Below are 13576 nucleotides of genomic sequence, written 5' to 3'. Positions count from 1 at the left end.
CAGCGCAGCTTGGTCGTGGTGCCGTTACCCCACCCACCGGGCAGGCTGAGGAACGCGGTGGCGGCCTTGCGTCGGGCATTGCGTGATGTCCGCGACCGCGAAGCGGGCAAGTCCCGCAGGTGGCTGGACGTGGGCTTCGGCGGGGTGGTGGTCGGTGACTCGGCTTGGCTGGTGGTGCTACATGACGACCGGCTCGACCGACAGGAAGTCACGCGGGTGGTGCGGCGCCGCTGGCCCGGCGCACAGGTATTGCCCGACATGTCCGCGCCCCTGACGTTCGATTTCAACACAGATGACCTCGTGGAATTGGCGCTGGCCCGGCGGGGCGGGGAAGAAATATTCAAGCTCGTGGTCGGGCTACGCCAAATCGCGGAGGAACGGCACCAACGAGACGCGGGTGGGTCGGTGATGAATCTGCCCATGCCTTTCATCTGGTAAATTCTGTCCGGGTAACCACGTGTCGCTTGGCGCGACACGTGCCGTCCGCGCCTGCGGTTTCTGGCGGTCTTCGCTCGCGTTCCGCTCGCTTCATCCGCAGAAACCTTGCCGCGTTCGCCCGTGGCGAACAATCATCTCGAAGAATTATTGGCCGGGACATCGGGAGAAGATGCCTATTCTCCCCCCCCTTGCCGCGACACGTATGCGCGGCCGGAGGGGAGAGGAGTTACATCGGTGTCGAAGTTCCGTCAGCCCGGAAATGTTGGTAGGTGGATACCCGTGACCTACCCCGTGGCCCATCTCTCTGCAATTTGCAGTATCGGTTATCGCGGCACATGTATTTGTGCCGCGAAGCGCCCCGGATCGCAGCGACGGAAGGACCGCGCCGGGGCCGGTGGAGAACTCGCAACGTTCTTGCCACCGTCTTTCTTCAAGCCGTTCCGACCATTGTTCGTGGTCGCCGGGAGCCGTTACTGTTGTCTAGGGGCCGTAGCATTCCTTGACAAGTCCGCCCGCTCGTGTCGCCTTCACTCATGCGAGCCGGTCGTGCCGTTTAGCTCCGGTCGCGTTTTGCGGCTGGGGTCGGCCGCGATAACCCCTGGCGAGTATGTAAGCCGGTCAGTTACCGGCCCGAGTTCGTGTCTTCGTCGCCGAGCGCATCGGCCAACCAGTTGTTGAGTTCGACCCTGGCCTGTTGGCCTTTGTCCCGGCGGTCACACCCGTGGTCGCTGACCCACGTGATCCGGCTGCGCCGCGCATCGAGTCCGCTGTCGCGGTCGAGCCGCGCGTCGAACAGCATCTTCCATCCGTCGTTGCCGCTGATGAACTCGTATTTCACCAATCGGCGCTGAGCAATCGCGCGCGTCGCCGTGACGTGCGCGCCGAGGAAGACCCAGTTTTGCCGATCCTGGCCCGGCTCCAACATGAACTCGCGTCGCACCAACTCGGAAGTCATCACCCCGTTCGAAACGAAGAGCGGGTCGAAAATCTTGACGCCATCCCGCCCGCATCGCGCAAAACCCAGGTCTTCAAGAATCCACAAATCCACTTGCTCTTCTCCGCCATAGTAAATAGGAGGCCACCTTCGTGGCAACATGTTTATTTAGTAAGGAAGGTAATTTCCATGGAACTACACCAAACTTACGAAGTTCTCGCCGACGCGGGCGCGCTTCGGTCCTTGGCCGAACTTGACCAATGGTTGGGACAACGGCCCGGTTACTCGAAACGGTGCAAGCCGCGCCGCGCGTCGTTGGCCGCGCTCTTGCGGCTGGCCGCCCGATTGGACGAGTTGGGGTCAGCGGCGCGCGTCGTTCCCGCGCTGGCGCGGGTGCGCATGGCGCTGGCTGCGGAAATCACGAACCGGGTGGCGACCGATGCGCGTTGACGATCTGGACGTGGTGGACTTCACTTGGTTGGCGGAAGACGCCGACGCGGCGAAAGCCGGGAACGCCCGCCGGGCGGCTGCGCTGGAGCGGCGCAACAAAACGATGGCGGCGGCGTCCAAGACCGCACAGACGGTGGCTGCCAGCGACGCACCAGCACCGGTGAAGTCCGCCAAGTTCGCCGTGCAGAATGCTCGCCGCCGCGAGGCCGACGCGGTTTACCGCGCGGCCATCGCCGAGGGTGATGACTCGTGGAAGGTCGTCATCCGCGAGGCCGCCGAGCGGGTCGGCATGACCGTCGTGATCCCGCCCCGGCCCGGCGAGGTGCTGCACTTCGGAGCGAAGGGTGAATTGGTTGGTCGGTCCAAACGAGTTGGCAATAAAATTATCCATTACACATCAGACGGAAGGGTGGTTGGAACCACCACCTTGTCAGGTCGGAAGCTATTCACACGGACGGCGGCCGATGGAACCATCACCGGCAAACACGTGATCAAAAACTGATGAACGTGCTTGCCGCATTGCCTACCGCCGGTGCCGCACCTGCCGTGATTTCACGCCAACTGCCGCCACCGCGCCGATGAACGGACTCTTCGACACCATGGCTACCGCCGCCGCCGGGCGCGACCAGCCCGGCGGCGGTTGTCATGGCGGCAGTCAGGTCGATGCTACCACCGACCAGACGGGCGGCAAGCTCCGGGTCGGTGGGGGCACTCGTCCAACAACCCGGCTCTGACGTAGCAGTCGAGGTGGTGCCGGGCGTCCCAGTTCAGTTCGCGGCGATCCGCGCCGAGCGCAAGGCATTCGACCAGCATGGCGAGCAGCACGGTATGTTGTTCGTGCCAGTTGTTCGCATCATCGTCGAGCGATTCGGCCATCGAATTGGTGATGATCACGGCCAAATCGACTGGCAACGGTTCGTGGAAAACCCTCATTTACCCGTCTCCGCAATGACCTTCTGCTTGGCAGCGATCTTCGCGATGGTCGCGCGGCTCGCGCCGGTGGTGGTCTGGATTTCCGAATACGTCACCCCCTTGGCGAGCATCGCCGCGATCCCGGCGTTGCGCTTCTCGTTGGCCGGGCGCCCCCGATACCGCCCTTCCGCCTTGGCCTTCGCCTGTCCCTGCGCTTGGCGGCGGCGCCGGTCCTCGTAGTCCTTCCGTGCCACGGCGGCGAGCATATCGAGGAGCATGCTGTTCACCGCCCCGGCGATGCGGGCGGTGAAATCATCAGTTTGGGATGCAAACATCCACGAGGTCGGAAGGTCCAGCGCCACCACCCGAATCTGCCGCTGGTCGAGTTCCGCCCGAAGACGGGACCAATCGTCGGCGGTCAGACGAGAGAGGCGATCTACCTGTTCGACCAGAATCAAGTCGCCGGGCTGGCTGTCGGCGAGCAGGCGAAACAATTCCGGCCGAGCCAGCTTCGCGCCAGACTCGTTCTCGACGTAGGTCGCAGCGATGGTCAGGCCGCGCTCGGCCGCGAATGCGGCGATCTGGTCGCGGGCGCGGGTAGCGTCCTGCTCGGTGGTGCTGGCGCGGAGGTAAGCCCTGACAAACATGGTGGTGTGCCATCCGGTTCACTTTGGATGGTTCATATAACCATGGTTCATTTTGGTTATTCAAATGGTATTTGTTGAACCGGCCTTCGGCTGGTTTACGAAGGGCATACCCATTTTGAACCAGCAAAAAAGCCATCAAGGTAGGTGTGCCAATCCGTCAGACCCGGAGCTTGACCGGAGCTTGAACCCGTTGGTTCTGCTCGGCGTCCGTGGACAAAAGGGAGAGGAATCAATTAAGTTGTCGCAAGCACGCCTTTGAGGCGAATTTCTTTGTCGCATACACCGTTATGTCGAGGGTGTTTTGATGAACAAGACTGATGTTATCTATTCCTCCGGCGGCACTCGCGTGACAACGACGCTCGTTGAAATCGCGGGCACCACCTATGCGGTGCAGTCCATTGGTTCGGTGCGAATTGCAGAAATCCCGAAGTCCGGCGGTGGCGGGGCTGCACTTCTAGCGTTCATCGGAGGCGGATTGCTGGTCCTTGGGCTATTTGCCGCGCTGGGGGGAGGCGGAGGCATGAGCCTTGGCATGATGTTGGTGGGGGCGTTACTGTGCATTCCTGCTGTCCAGCATTCAAAACGCCCTCCCGAATACGCCCTTACCCTTGCAACTGCGTCGGGTGACCGACAGGCCCTTACCTCGACAGATCGCTCCGCGCTCTCTGGAATACGCAGCGCCATCGAGAAGGCGATGGCGTCGGCGAGGGAGGTCCGTCCCGCCGCCGATGTTCATCCTCCAGCACCACCGCCTACCGACGACACCAAGATTTGCCCGCGCTGCGCTGAAACGATCAAAGCGGCGGCCGTGGTGTGCCGCTACTGTAACCATGAGTTTTCCCCATCACTTGCCAATTCCTGACGCCGATCACGCCACGGTGCGGTGAAACCAAGGAAGGTGCCGTGCGCTGCGGCAACCGCACGACACCAGACCTTGCCACCCCCAGCATGGCCCCGCGCAATGGATCAAAGGTTTGGGTCAAGAGCGCGCTCGGGTCTGCTGCAAGCTATCGGAAAAAAGGGTTTGCTTGTGGTAGCGCCCGAGGCGGGCGCCGCCGAGTTCGACGTGATGAAGGTGTTCTCGGTGGAGCGAGGCGATGGACCAGAAGGATACCGAGGACGCCGCTGAGGATGCGCCGGGCGGCCTCTATGGCGTTCGTCCGGCTGGACGGGAGGGGTGGTTCCTACGCGACTATCGCGGCGACCTTGCGGCGCTGACCACCGCACTCGCCGACGAGGGTATGGTGGCCGAGGTGGTGGAGATTGCGCCGTTCCTGCGGCGTGGCCCCATGTCCTTGCCGGACTTCATCCTCGACGAGACGGCGTTGCATTTCGGATGGAGCTTCGACCCGGCTATCGACGGCTGGCGGGCACCGGGCGAGGCGGTGGCGTCCTTCCCCGGCACGCCCCTGCCGGTGGACCGCATCGACGTGCGCTACGAGGTTCCCGCCGCCTTCTGGATGCCGATCACCATCGCGGCGGGCGGGCAGAGTGTCACCTTCGAGGTCAGCAACACCTGGGATCCGATCCCGGACATCACGCCCTGGCTGGAACGGGTGCTCGACGGCGAGCATCCCCGCTTGACCATCGACCGCGAGGGCGAATACACCGAACTGCATGTCCTGCCCGCCGACCAGGGTGTCCGCCTCGTGGTGTCGCTGCTGGATGAGGAATGGCTCACCCCGATTGATGTCAGCATTCCCCGGTTGGCCCTGATCGCCGGTTTCTACCGTCCGCTCGTTGCGATGTGGGAAAGCGATGCGTTGCTGAACGAGGGGTGGCGGCGCTGGCATTTCGATCTGGCGGTCGGCTCCAGCGGTCTGACGGCCGCCGATTACATCCCTTACTCCGTCCGCTCGGCCCGTATCGACGCGACGCTTGCCGATCACCCCGACTGCCTTGGGAAGACGCTGTGACCAAACCGCACAACAGGGGCAAGCTCGACTTGTCCGAGCGGGAGGTAACTGTCCGGCTTCTTGCGGCGCGCATCGTTGGCCGGGACGGCTGGCATCTGGAAGAAAGCACCGAGGACGCGGACGGGTTCCGGGCGGTGTTGGCGCAGCGCGGCTTGTCGGTTGCCGAACTGGTCGAGCTTTATGACTATGTGGTTCGCACCAAGCCGGGCGAATCGTTTGTGCCAAACCAATGTTTCCACAACTCGGCCTACCGCGAGGGCTGGGGGCGTGACGCGGCGGCGGATTGCTGGCATTCCCCCTATGAACTCGACTGGCGCTTTCCCGGTCCGACCGTCGCCGTGGACCGGTTGGACGTGACCTATGCGCTCCCCGAGGTCGGCTGGATCGACACGGCGATCCGCGCCGGGGAGCGGGTCATCGAGTTTTCTATCAGCGAGGTCTATGACCCTGTTCCCGCCCTTCTCGATTGGCTGGAGCGGCTGGCCGAGGGCAGCTTCGGCAGTCTCTTCATGGATGTCGAGGGGTGGTATGTGGATTTCCACGTCTTCGTGCAGGACGGCCGTGTCCGCTTTGTGGTGGAGGAGGGGGATTACGGCCGGTCGGTGACGCTGGACATCCGCATCGACCGCATCGCCCTGCTGGCGGGCCTCTATTGCCCCTTGGTGGCGTTGTGGGAGAGCGATGCGTTCGCCTGCGCCCACATGCATTGGGACTTCGCCTCGGCCGAACGCGACGCCTGGGATGCCGAGTGGAAATATCTCACGGACGAAACCGACCCGGTGCGTCTCACCCCCACGCCGATCCGCTCCCCCCGCATCGACACCGTGTTGCGGGCGGCGGGATGGGACTGGTGAGCGAATCGGCGTCGGATTGGGCCAGCCTATTACGGCATCTTGGCATTTCGGCCCCCCAAGGAGTATTGTATTAAACGTCTGTATCAAAGGCGCGCTTGGGTCTGACGCAAGCCCTTGGAAACAAACGGTTTTGGCATGTGGCGGCGTGTCCCATCCCCTCCGCCATATTGCTTGGCAGGCGCCAAGCCATTGAAATTCCCAAATAGTTGAAGCGTTTGAAATGCCCGATCGGGCACGGTCCGTTGGTGTGCCGATGGAAGTTTCTTGTTTGGCGCTCCGGTCAAGCCAGCGCGTAACTCTCCCCACCCTTTGAGAGCCCGTAATTCAGTTCCGGCTGAAGATCCACGCCGCCGCCCGCTGGCTGCTGCGCCGGACGTCGGGAATAGGCGCTTCGTCAGGAGTGTCGGCAATCGCCGGCTGTCGTCGGCCCTGGGTTGTCCCCATGCGGGTGGTTGGCTGCCGCCGGACCGTGGTATCGACGGGGCATCGTCAAACCGATGGCTGATCGCGGGGCTTTCCATGCCGTTTCCTTTCCAGGCGCTCGTCTTCGATCTCGACGGAACGCTGATCGACAGCGCGCCCGACATGACGCGCGTGCTGAACCGCACCCTGGCCGAGTTCGGCCGCCCGGCCCTGACCGAGGTGCAAGTGCGGACGATGGTCGGCGACGGGTCGGCGATGCTGGTGCGCCAGGCTTTCGCCGCGACGGGCGCGCCGCTGGAGGACGAGGCGGTGCAGCCGGTGCTGCGCCATTATCTCGACACCTATTACGACGATGCGGAGCCGCCGGTGCTCTATGCCGACGTCATTGAAACGCTGGAGGCGCTGGCCGGGCGGGGTGTGCGGCTGGGGCTGTGCACCAACAAGCCGGAGCGGATCACCCGGAAACTGCTGGGTGTGCTGGGGCTGGAGGGGCTGTTCGGCGCCGTGGCCGGCGGGGACACGCTGGCGGTGAAGAAGCCGGACGGGCGCCATCTGACCTGGGTGCTGGAGCGGCTGGACGTGTTGATGCCTGCGGGGACGGCGCCTGCGCGGGCGGCGATGGTCGGCGACAACGCCAACGACGTGAAGGCGGCGCGGTCGGCCGGCGTGCCGGTGGTCGCCATGAGCTACGGTTATCCCCGCATGCCGGTGGAGGAACTGGGCGCCGACCTGATCCTGGACCGCTTCGCCGATCTGCCGGACGGGCTGCTCCGGCTGGCCACCGCCGATTGAAAGGCGCCGATCGAGCGCCACCGATTGAACGACGCCGATTGAGCAGGGGCTGGTACCGGACGCGGTACGGACGGTCGCATACACTGATACTATCCTTTTGGACAGCAGCGGTATCCCTCAGGACCCGCGTGCCGGCTCGGTAAAGCCCCTAAGCTGTTAGGGTCGATCCGGCTTCGCCGGGCGACAGGACGTCGATCCGGGGGAGGACGCGCCATGATGCAGGATGATGCCCTGATGGTCGGTCCGCTGACCTTCATCGCCACCATCCTGCTGCTGACGCTGGCCACAACCGGCAGGCACAACAAGCAATCAAGAACCTGCCGGTTGCGGGTCGGGCGGCGGCGCAACATGCCGCCGCCCGGCCAGCGTCACGGCGGTGGCCGATGGGAAGGAACTCCACCATGGTTTCTCGCATGGCTCGGATCGTTCATATGGGCAAACTGGGCGGCTATGCGGCGCTGCTGGACGGCATGCTGCTGGAACTCGACAGCCGCTTCCTCTGGCCGTCGGCCTCGGCGCTGACGGAGGCTCTGCGGCGGGCCGGAGTGACGCCGTCCGACATGATCCTGGACACCCGGTCGCCCGCCGGCGTCCGGCCAGCCGCCGCGGTCAGCGCGCCGGCTGCGGCATCGCACCGGCCCGGCGGTCTGCCGCTTGCGGCGTGACGCCGGTCAGGTGGACCACCACGCTGCCGAAATCGCTGTCCGTCTCCAGCCGCACCGGAAGGGGCGGATAGCCGGCGGCGACCGGGGCCAGCCACAGATCGACCGGGGGGCGGTCCGCCGGATCGCTGCGCTGCCAGAAACGGCCGGCCGGTGATGACCGGGCATAGCCGGCCACCGGCTTGTAGGCCACCCGACATTGCTGGGCCACGCCGGCGAAGACCGAGTAGCGCGACGGGTCGACGATGCGCCGACCCACCTCGCTGAATAGCATGTCATAGCGGCGGCGGCCGTCGAACACCGGCAGCGACCGGTCGCAGCCTTCGCGCGCGCCCACCGCGAACAGCAGGTCCAGCACGGCGCTCAGCGGGTCCAGAGTGCCGCGCTGCAGCGCCGGCGGAACCGGTTCGCGATCGTCCTTCTCCGGCGGCGGCGAGACGCTGACGGCGACATCGCCCTGGGGCCCGTAGGTCAGGGTGACGTTGCGCGGTTCGCCACGAAGCTGGCTGGTCTGGCGGTGGCTGGCCGGCCGCAGGTCGTCGCCGCGGACATAGCCGTCGGTCAGCGAATCCGTGCGCCAGCTGAACAGGCGGCCGATGGTACCGCCGGTCACCGCCGATACCTCGACCCGGTAGCGGTCGCCGGTCACGTCCAGCATCGCTTCGACGTCCAGCGCGGTGATGCCGCCGACGAAGACACGGTAGGTCGCCTTAACCGGCTGCGCCGACGCCATGGCGGTGGCGAGGGGAAGCAGGGGAAGGGACAGGCCGGCCGCCATCAGGGCTGCCCGGACAGGATTGGGAAGGCGGCGGGGGCTGGGCTGGGGCACGGTCCGGGGCTCCTGCGGTCGGCTGATCTTTTTTAAGATGGGGATGAATCTGGTGCTTGACACCCGGTGGGGAAGGCCGTAGAAACCCGCCCACCGCAGCGGCGGGGCCGACGAAAAACGGCCGCGACGCAAAAGAGTTTCAAGGTTTGGGCGCGTAGCTCAGCGGGAGAGCATTCGCTTCACACGCGAAGGGTCACAGGTTCAATCCCTGTCGCGCCCACCATCTCGAAAAGGCTTCGGACGACAGTCCGGAGCCTTTTTGCTTTCCGGCACCGGCAATCGTGGGCCGCGCGAAACATGCATTATGCATTGCTTATATGATTGGCGAATCCGCGGTCGATTGACGCAGATCAGCCCTCTGCGCGCTGCAATGCGGTATTAGGGGGGCCATCCCTGTCACCCGCTTCGGAAAGCCAATCAGATGGACGACACCCGTATCGCTTTGCTCTCCCTCGGCCTGCTGGTCGCTGTGCTCGCCGTCATCATCGGTTCGGTTGTCTTCGTCCCGTCCTTCACCGCCCTGCTGGCCACGCTGCTGGCCTGGGCGAACCTGGCGTATCTGGTCGGCATCACGATTAAGCGCTGATCCAATTCCGCGGCGGGGCGCAACCTTCCCCGCCGCGGATGCCGAACCTTCAGGGTCCGGCAACAGTCTGTCCTGCGGAAAGCTTTTCTGGACAGGAACGGTCCGTCGGGTTATCCAGCGCGCGGTTTCGCTGCGCTCCCGATATCGCTGTGCCCCCGATCTTGCTGTGCCAAGGACCGACGCCATGACGCCGACCACTGCCCAGACCTCCAGTCCGTTGCCGATCCTGAGGACGGTGGAGGACCTGAGAGCACAGGTCGCGGCCTGGCGGCGGGAAGGGCTGACCGTCGCGCTGGTGCCGACCATGGGGGCGCTGCATGACGGGCATCTGGGCTTGGTGCGGCGCGGTCGCGAGCTTGCCGACCGGGTGGTCGCCAGCGTCTTCGTCAACCCGACCCAGTTCGCCCCGCACGAGGATTTCGACCGCTACCCGCGCGACGAGAGCGGCGACTCCGCAAAGCTGGCCTCGGCCGGCTGCCATGCGCTCTATGCGCCGACCGTGCGCGCCATGTATCCGGAGGGCTTCGCCACCGCCATTTCGGTCGGCGGCCCGGCGGAGGGGCTGTGCGGCGCCTTCCGGCCGCAGATGTTCGGCGGTGTCGCGCTGGTGGTGACCAAGCTGTTCCTGCAGGCGCTGCCCGACGTCGCGGTGTTCGGCGAGAAGGATTACCAGCAGCTGATGGTGATCCGCCGTTTCACCCGTGACCTCGACATTCCCGTGCGGGTCGAAGGGCTGCCGACGGTGCGCGAGGCCGATGGGCTCGCCATGTCGTCGCGCAACGCGTATCTCAGCGCCGACGAGCGCGCCCGCGCGCCGGAGCTGTACCGGGCGCTGACCGCGGCGGCCGAGGCGCTGGCGCGGGGGGCGGAGCCCGACGGCGCCCTGACCGGCATCCGCGGCCGCATCGCCGAGGCGGGGTTCGGCGCCATCGACTATGTCGAACTGCGCGATGCCGAAACGCTGGAGCCGGTGACCGCCGTCACCCGTCCGGCCCGCCTGCTGGCCGCCGCCTGGATGGGCAAGGCCCGCCTGATCGACAATGTGCCGGTGATTCCTGCCGGTTGACATGCCGGGGAATGAGGACGGTCGGCCCACTGGCATCCAACGGGGCGTCCAATGGCATTTGACCGGAATTTGTTGCGCGCCTAACATGATTTTCCTCGGGCATGGTCCCGATGGGAATCGGACCCCCGCGATGGGGGCGGAAAGGCGATCTTGCGGCTCGTTCGTCGCAACCGGCAGGGGGAAACGGTTTCTCTGATGCCGCTTGTTCTGACCGGCCTCCTGCTGACGCTGGCGGCGCTGGGCGCTGGCGGCGCCATGATCGCCGGCCGCAACCGGGCTCCGGCTCCGCAGGCGCAGACGGGTCCCGACAAGAAATACGCCTCCCTGCCGATGATGACCTTCAGCCTCGGCGGCGGCGATGCCCGGATGGTGGACGTGAAGGTCCTGCTGGAGATCGATCCGTCGGTGGACGGCAAGGTCGCCGACCCCTATGTCCCCCGCATCACCGACCGCCTGTCCGACCGGATGCGCCAGATCGATCCCCAGCAGTTGACCGGCGCCGACGGGGCGAAGCTGATGAAGAGCACCATCGCCGGCGTGCTCGACCGCGAACTGCGCGGCGTGCGGGTGAAGGAAATCCTGCTGGACCGCATGGTGGTCCGGTAGGGCCGAAAAGGCCGCCGGCCCCGACGGACGGCATCCGGGGGCCGGCATTGCTGCGAGTGGTGGAACGAGGTCAGTCGGCCAGCCGGGTGGTCAGTCGCGGGGCGGCGCTGCTGGCCGCGGCGACATAGCGGGCGCGCAGCGGCTTCAGGACGAACAGGGCGAGGAAGGCGGCCAGCGCATTGACGATGGCGACGCTGTAGAAGACGGTCTGCCAGCTGCCGGTCGCCTCCACCATCAGATTGCCGACAGGGACCATCAGGGCGGCCACGCCCTTGGCGGTGTAGAGCATGCCGGCGTTGGTCGCGGCGAAGCGCGAGCCGAAGGTGTCGGCGCAGCAGGCCGGGAACAGGCTGAAGATCTCGCCCCAGGCGAAGAACACCAGTCCGGTCAGGATGACGAAGGCCACCGGGTCGGCACCGTAGGCGCTGAGCGCCATCACCCCGACCGCCTCGATGGTGAAGGCGATGAACATGGTGTTCTCGCGGCCGATATGGTCTGACACCCAGCCGAAGAAGGGCCGCGTGATGCCGTTCATCACCCGGTCGATCGACAGGGCGAAGGTCAGCGCCGGCAGGGTCAGACCCAGGATGCTGACCGGCGCTTCGACCAGACCCATGTCGGCGGCGATGGGGCCGAGTTGGGCCGTCACCATCAGGCCGCCGGCGGCGACCATGGTGAACATGCCGTACATGATCCAGAAGACGGGGGTGCGCAGCATCTCCTGCGGGGCATAGTGGCGGCGCTGCGGGGCGGCCGTACCGCGGCTCTGGCCGTATCCCATCTTCGGCGGGTCGGTCATGAAGCAGGCCAGCACCAGGATCACCAGCCCCTGGCCCAGGCCGAAGGTCATGAAGGTGGTCTCGAAGCCGGAGGACTCGATCATGGTGGCGATCGGCACGACCGTCAGGGCGGAGCCGGCGCCGAATCCGGCGGCGGTCAGGCCAGCCGCCAGCCCACGGCGGTCGGGAAACCATTTCAGCGCGTTGCCGACGCAGGTGCCATAGACGCCGCCGGCGCCGATGCCGCCGATCACCGCGGCCAGATAGAGAAGCGCCAGCGAATCCGCCACCGCGTTCAGCGCCCAGGACAGCGCGCACATCGCGCCGCCCACCAGCACGACGATGCGCGGACCGAATTTGTCGACGAACCAGCCCTCCACCGGCACCAGCCAGGTTTCGGTGACGATGAAGATGGTGAAGGCCACCTGGATCGCGGTGCGACCCCAGCCATGCTTGTCGTCGATCGGCTCGACGAACAGGGTCCAGCCATATTGCAGATTGGCGATCATCGACATGCAGACGATGCCGATGGCAAGCTGCATCCAGCGCCCGCCCCAGGGTGCGGCCTGGGCCGTTTTGCCGTGCGTCTCACGCACCATGTCCTTCCTCCCCAATGCACCCGACATGTTCTGTTCGGCGTCTCTTGTTCGGCATCTTCTGTTCGGATGTCCGGACCTGTATTTTCGACCCTGTTCTTGGTTTCTGGTGTCCGGTCCGGGAAAACGGCTGTGGGATGGAACCTTCCACCACCAACTTGCGGTTGCTGGCATGCCAAATGCCCCATGCCCGCCTTCACGATCATCAGTTTGACTGACTATGTCAATACGAACCATTTGCCGACGCAGTGACATGCATGCGAATTGTCCATGTGAATCCGTTGGAATTCCACGATCCGGAAAAAGCGGGGTCTCGCGGCTGGTCGAAAGCGCTACGCCGTTGCGGTAATGCTCGGCTGAACAGGAGGAATCCGTCCTATGCCGTTGCCTGATCCACCGCTGCTGGTCATCACCGACCGCCGCCTCGTCGAGCAGCCGTTGCCGCAGGTGGCGGAGCGCCTGTTCGCGTGTGGCGTGCGCTGGCTGTCGTTGCGCGACAAGGACCTGCCCGATGCCGAACGTGTGGAACTGGCTCGCGCGCTGATGGTACGTGCCCGTCGGTGGGGGGCCTGCGTCACCCTGCATGGCGACCCGGCGCTGGCGGCGGCGGCCGGGGCGGCCGGGGTGCATCTGCCGTCCGGCGGCGACCCGGCGGCGGCGCGTGCGTTGCTGGGGCCGGGGGCGCTGATCGGGCTGTCGTGCCACGACTCGGACGGCGCCGGGGCGATAGAGCAGGGCAGGGGGCAGGTCGATTACGTGACCCTATCGCCGATCTTCCCGTCCGCCAGCAAGCCGGGCTACGGCCCCTGCCTGGGTGCGGCGGGGCTGCGGAGGTGGGTAGGGCGATGGGCGAATATGGGCGTGCCGGTGATCGGGCTGGGCGGCATCGACCACCCCGGCGCGGTGGCCGAATGCCGGGCGGCCGGGGCGGCGGGCGTGGCTGTGATGGGGCTGGCGATGCGCGGCGACCCGCAAGCGCTGGCGCCGCTGCTGGCCGCGCTGGCGCCGGCCAAAACAGCCGGATTGTCCTATGGTTAAGCTCAGGCGCGTTTCACGCCGGTCCCCCTGGACATTTCAACGGCTTGC

18 protein-coding genes and 1 tRNA gene are annotated in these 13576 nt (G+C 65.7%); 13 read left to right on the top strand and 6 right to left on the bottom strand.

Going from position 1 to position 13576, the window contains the following annotated elements; all coding sequences use genetic code 11:
- Positions 1-57: 57 nt before the first annotated feature.
- Complete coding sequence (locus M5E06_RS20830) at positions 58-438, top strand: hypothetical protein (protein WP_252139816.1); 381 nt, start codon at positions 58-60, stop codon at positions 436-438.
- A 622-nt stretch (positions 439-1060) separates the two neighbouring features.
- Here the strand turns inward: M5E06_RS20830 and M5E06_RS20825 are convergent.
- Positions 1061-1486 (bottom strand): hypothetical protein, encoded by a 426-nt coding sequence (locus tag M5E06_RS20825; protein ID WP_252139815.1) that lies wholly within the window; start codon positions 1484-1486, stop codon positions 1061-1063.
- A gap of 75 nt (positions 1487-1561) precedes the next feature.
- Here M5E06_RS20825 and M5E06_RS20820 point away from each other — a divergent pair, with 75 nt between their 5' ends.
- Positions 1562-1822, top strand: coding sequence for a DUF6626 family protein (locus M5E06_RS20820; RefSeq protein WP_252139814.1), 261 nt, complete (start codon positions 1562-1564; stop codon positions 1820-1822).
- Positions 1812-2324 (top strand): hypothetical protein, encoded by a 513-nt coding sequence (locus M5E06_RS20815; protein WP_252139813.1) that lies wholly within the window; start codon positions 1812-1814, stop codon positions 2322-2324. The genes M5E06_RS20820 and M5E06_RS20815 overlap by 11 nt, the downstream gene beginning before the upstream one ends.
- On the opposite strand, the gene M5E06_RS20810 is transcribed toward M5E06_RS20815, so the two are convergent.
- The 3 genes from M5E06_RS20810 to M5E06_RS20800 are packed head-to-tail and all read right to left on the bottom strand — an operon-like array spanning position 2314 to position 3381.
- Positions 2314-2469 (bottom strand): hypothetical protein, encoded by a 156-nt coding sequence (locus tag M5E06_RS20810; protein WP_252139812.1) that lies wholly within the window; start codon positions 2467-2469, stop codon positions 2314-2316. The two genes, M5E06_RS20815 and M5E06_RS20810, sit on opposite strands and share 11 nt — an antisense overlap.
- A 19-nt stretch (positions 2470-2488) precedes the next feature.
- Positions 2489-2755: a hypothetical protein gene (locus tag M5E06_RS20805; RefSeq protein WP_252139811.1), complete on the bottom strand. Its 267-nt coding sequence runs from the start codon at positions 2753-2755 to the stop codon at positions 2489-2491.
- The gene (locus M5E06_RS20800; RefSeq protein WP_252139810.1) at positions 2752-3381 is read right to left on the bottom strand and encodes a recombinase family protein; all 630 of its coding nucleotides are present in this window, start codon (positions 3379-3381) and stop codon (positions 2752-2754) included. The genes M5E06_RS20805 and M5E06_RS20800 overlap by 4 nt, the downstream gene beginning before the upstream one ends.
- Before the next feature lie 304 nt (positions 3382-3685).
- On the opposite strand from M5E06_RS20800, the gene M5E06_RS20795 reads away from it, so the two are divergent.
- From M5E06_RS20795 to M5E06_RS20775, 5 genes are all read left to right on the top strand, one after another.
- On the top strand, positions 3686-4243 hold the full coding sequence (locus M5E06_RS20795; RefSeq protein ID WP_252139809.1) for a DUF6232 family protein: 558 nt from the start codon (positions 3686-3688) through the stop codon (positions 4241-4243).
- A 235-nt stretch (positions 4244-4478) separates the two neighbouring features.
- A complete protein-coding gene (locus tag M5E06_RS20790) occupies positions 4479-5297 on the top strand; it encodes a hypothetical protein (protein WP_252139808.1) in 819 nt (272 codons plus the stop codon).
- Entirely contained in the window at positions 5294-6151 is an 858-nt protein-coding gene (locus M5E06_RS20785; RefSeq protein ID WP_252139807.1) for a hypothetical protein, read from the top strand. Before M5E06_RS20790 ends, M5E06_RS20785 begins: the two co-directional genes overlap by 4 nt.
- Before the next feature lie 519 nt (positions 6152-6670).
- Entirely contained in the window at positions 6671-7366 is a 696-nt protein-coding gene (locus M5E06_RS20780) for an HAD-IA family hydrolase (RefSeq protein ID WP_252139806.1), read from the top strand.
- Between the two features lie 401 nt (positions 7367-7767).
- Positions 7768-8031, top strand: coding sequence for a hypothetical protein (locus tag M5E06_RS20775; protein ID WP_252139805.1), 264 nt, complete (start codon positions 7768-7770; stop codon positions 8029-8031).
- Here M5E06_RS20775 and M5E06_RS20770 read toward each other — a convergent pair.
- On the bottom strand, positions 7976-8857 hold the full coding sequence (locus M5E06_RS20770) for a DUF3108 domain-containing protein (protein WP_252139804.1): 882 nt from the start codon (positions 8855-8857) through the stop codon (positions 7976-7978). The two genes, M5E06_RS20775 and M5E06_RS20770, sit on opposite strands and share 56 nt — an antisense overlap.
- Positions 8858-9005: 148 nt before the next feature.
- On the opposite strand from M5E06_RS20770, the gene M5E06_RS20765 reads away from it, so the two are divergent.
- The 4 genes from M5E06_RS20765 to M5E06_RS20750 all read left to right on the top strand — a co-directional run bounded on the left by M5E06_RS20765 (position 9006) and on the right by M5E06_RS20750 (position 11115).
- Positions 9006-9080: transfer RNA gene (locus tag M5E06_RS20765), tRNA-Val, on the top strand.
- Between the two features lie 198 nt (positions 9081-9278).
- Entirely contained in the window at positions 9279-9443 is a 165-nt protein-coding gene (locus M5E06_RS20760) for a sugar tyrosine-protein kinase (protein ID WP_085084036.1), read from the top strand.
- Between the two features lie 184 nt (positions 9444-9627).
- Complete coding sequence (gene panC / locus M5E06_RS20755) at positions 9628-10509, top strand: pantoate--beta-alanine ligase (protein WP_109156473.1); 882 nt, start codon at positions 9628-9630, stop codon at positions 10507-10509.
- A gap of 195 nt (positions 10510-10704) precedes the next feature.
- A complete protein-coding gene (locus M5E06_RS20750) occupies positions 10705-11115 on the top strand; it encodes a flagellar basal body-associated FliL family protein (protein WP_109152820.1) in 411 nt (136 codons plus the stop codon).
- Between the two features lie 70 nt (positions 11116-11185).
- Here the strand turns inward: M5E06_RS20750 and oxlT are convergent, their stop codons facing one another.
- Entirely contained in the window at positions 11186-12493 is a 1308-nt protein-coding gene (gene oxlT / locus M5E06_RS20745) for an oxalate/formate MFS antiporter (protein WP_252139803.1), read from the bottom strand.
- A gap of 375 nt (positions 12494-12868) precedes the next feature.
- On the opposite strand from oxlT, the gene M5E06_RS20740 reads away from it, so the two are divergent.
- Positions 12869-13528, top strand: coding sequence for a thiamine phosphate synthase (locus M5E06_RS20740; RefSeq protein ID WP_252139802.1), 660 nt, complete (start codon positions 12869-12871; stop codon positions 13526-13528).
- The last annotated feature ends 48 nt before the right edge of the window (positions 13529-13576 follow it).

Source organism: Azospirillum sp. A1-3 (genome assembly GCF_023806445.1).
Taxonomy (GTDB): domain Bacteria; phylum Pseudomonadota; class Alphaproteobacteria; order Azospirillales; family Azospirillaceae; genus Azospirillum.
This window is presented reverse-complemented; position numbering and strand designations above follow the sequence as displayed.

Bases quoted from the DNA above. Each gene is read 5' to 3' on its own strand.
- M5E06_RS20820 (WP_252139814.1), top strand. From the start codon at position 1,562: ATGGAACTACACCAAACTTACGAAGTTCTCGCCGACGCGGGCGCGCTT.
- M5E06_RS20815 (WP_252139813.1), top strand. From the start codon at position 1,812: ATGCGCGTTGACGATCTGGACGTGGTGGACTTCACTTGGTTGGCGGAA.
- M5E06_RS20810 (WP_252139812.1), bottom strand. From the start codon at position 2,469: ATGACAACCGCCGCCGGGCTGGTCGCGCCCGGCGGCGGCGGTAGCCAT.
- M5E06_RS20805 (WP_252139811.1), bottom strand. From the start codon at position 2,755: ATGAGGGTTTTCCACGAACCGTTGCCAGTCGATTTGGCCGTGATCATC.
- M5E06_RS20800 (WP_252139810.1), bottom strand. From the start codon at position 3,381: ATGTTTGTCAGGGCTTACCTCCGCGCCAGCACCACCGAGCAGGACGCT.
- M5E06_RS20795 (WP_252139809.1), top strand. From the start codon at position 3,686: ATGAACAAGACTGATGTTATCTATTCCTCCGGCGGCACTCGCGTGACA.
- M5E06_RS20790 (WP_252139808.1), top strand. From the start codon at position 4,479: ATGGACCAGAAGGATACCGAGGACGCCGCTGAGGATGCGCCGGGCGGC.
- M5E06_RS20780 (WP_252139806.1), top strand. From the start codon at position 6,671: ATGCCGTTTCCTTTCCAGGCGCTCGTCTTCGATCTCGACGGAACGCTG.
- M5E06_RS20775 (WP_252139805.1), top strand. From the start codon at position 7,768: ATGGTTTCTCGCATGGCTCGGATCGTTCATATGGGCAAACTGGGCGGC.
- M5E06_RS20760 (WP_085084036.1), top strand. From the start codon at position 9,279: ATGGACGACACCCGTATCGCTTTGCTCTCCCTCGGCCTGCTGGTCGCT.
- panC (WP_109156473.1), top strand. From the start codon at position 9,628: ATGACGCCGACCACTGCCCAGACCTCCAGTCCGTTGCCGATCCTGAGG.
- M5E06_RS20750 (WP_109152820.1), top strand. From the start codon at position 10,705: ATGCCGCTTGTTCTGACCGGCCTCCTGCTGACGCTGGCGGCGCTGGGC.
- oxlT (WP_252139803.1), bottom strand. From the start codon at position 12,493: ATGGTGCGTGAGACGCACGGCAAAACGGCCCAGGCCGCACCCTGGGGC.
- M5E06_RS20740 (WP_252139802.1), top strand. From the start codon at position 12,869: ATGCCGTTGCCTGATCCACCGCTGCTGGTCATCACCGACCGCCGCCTC.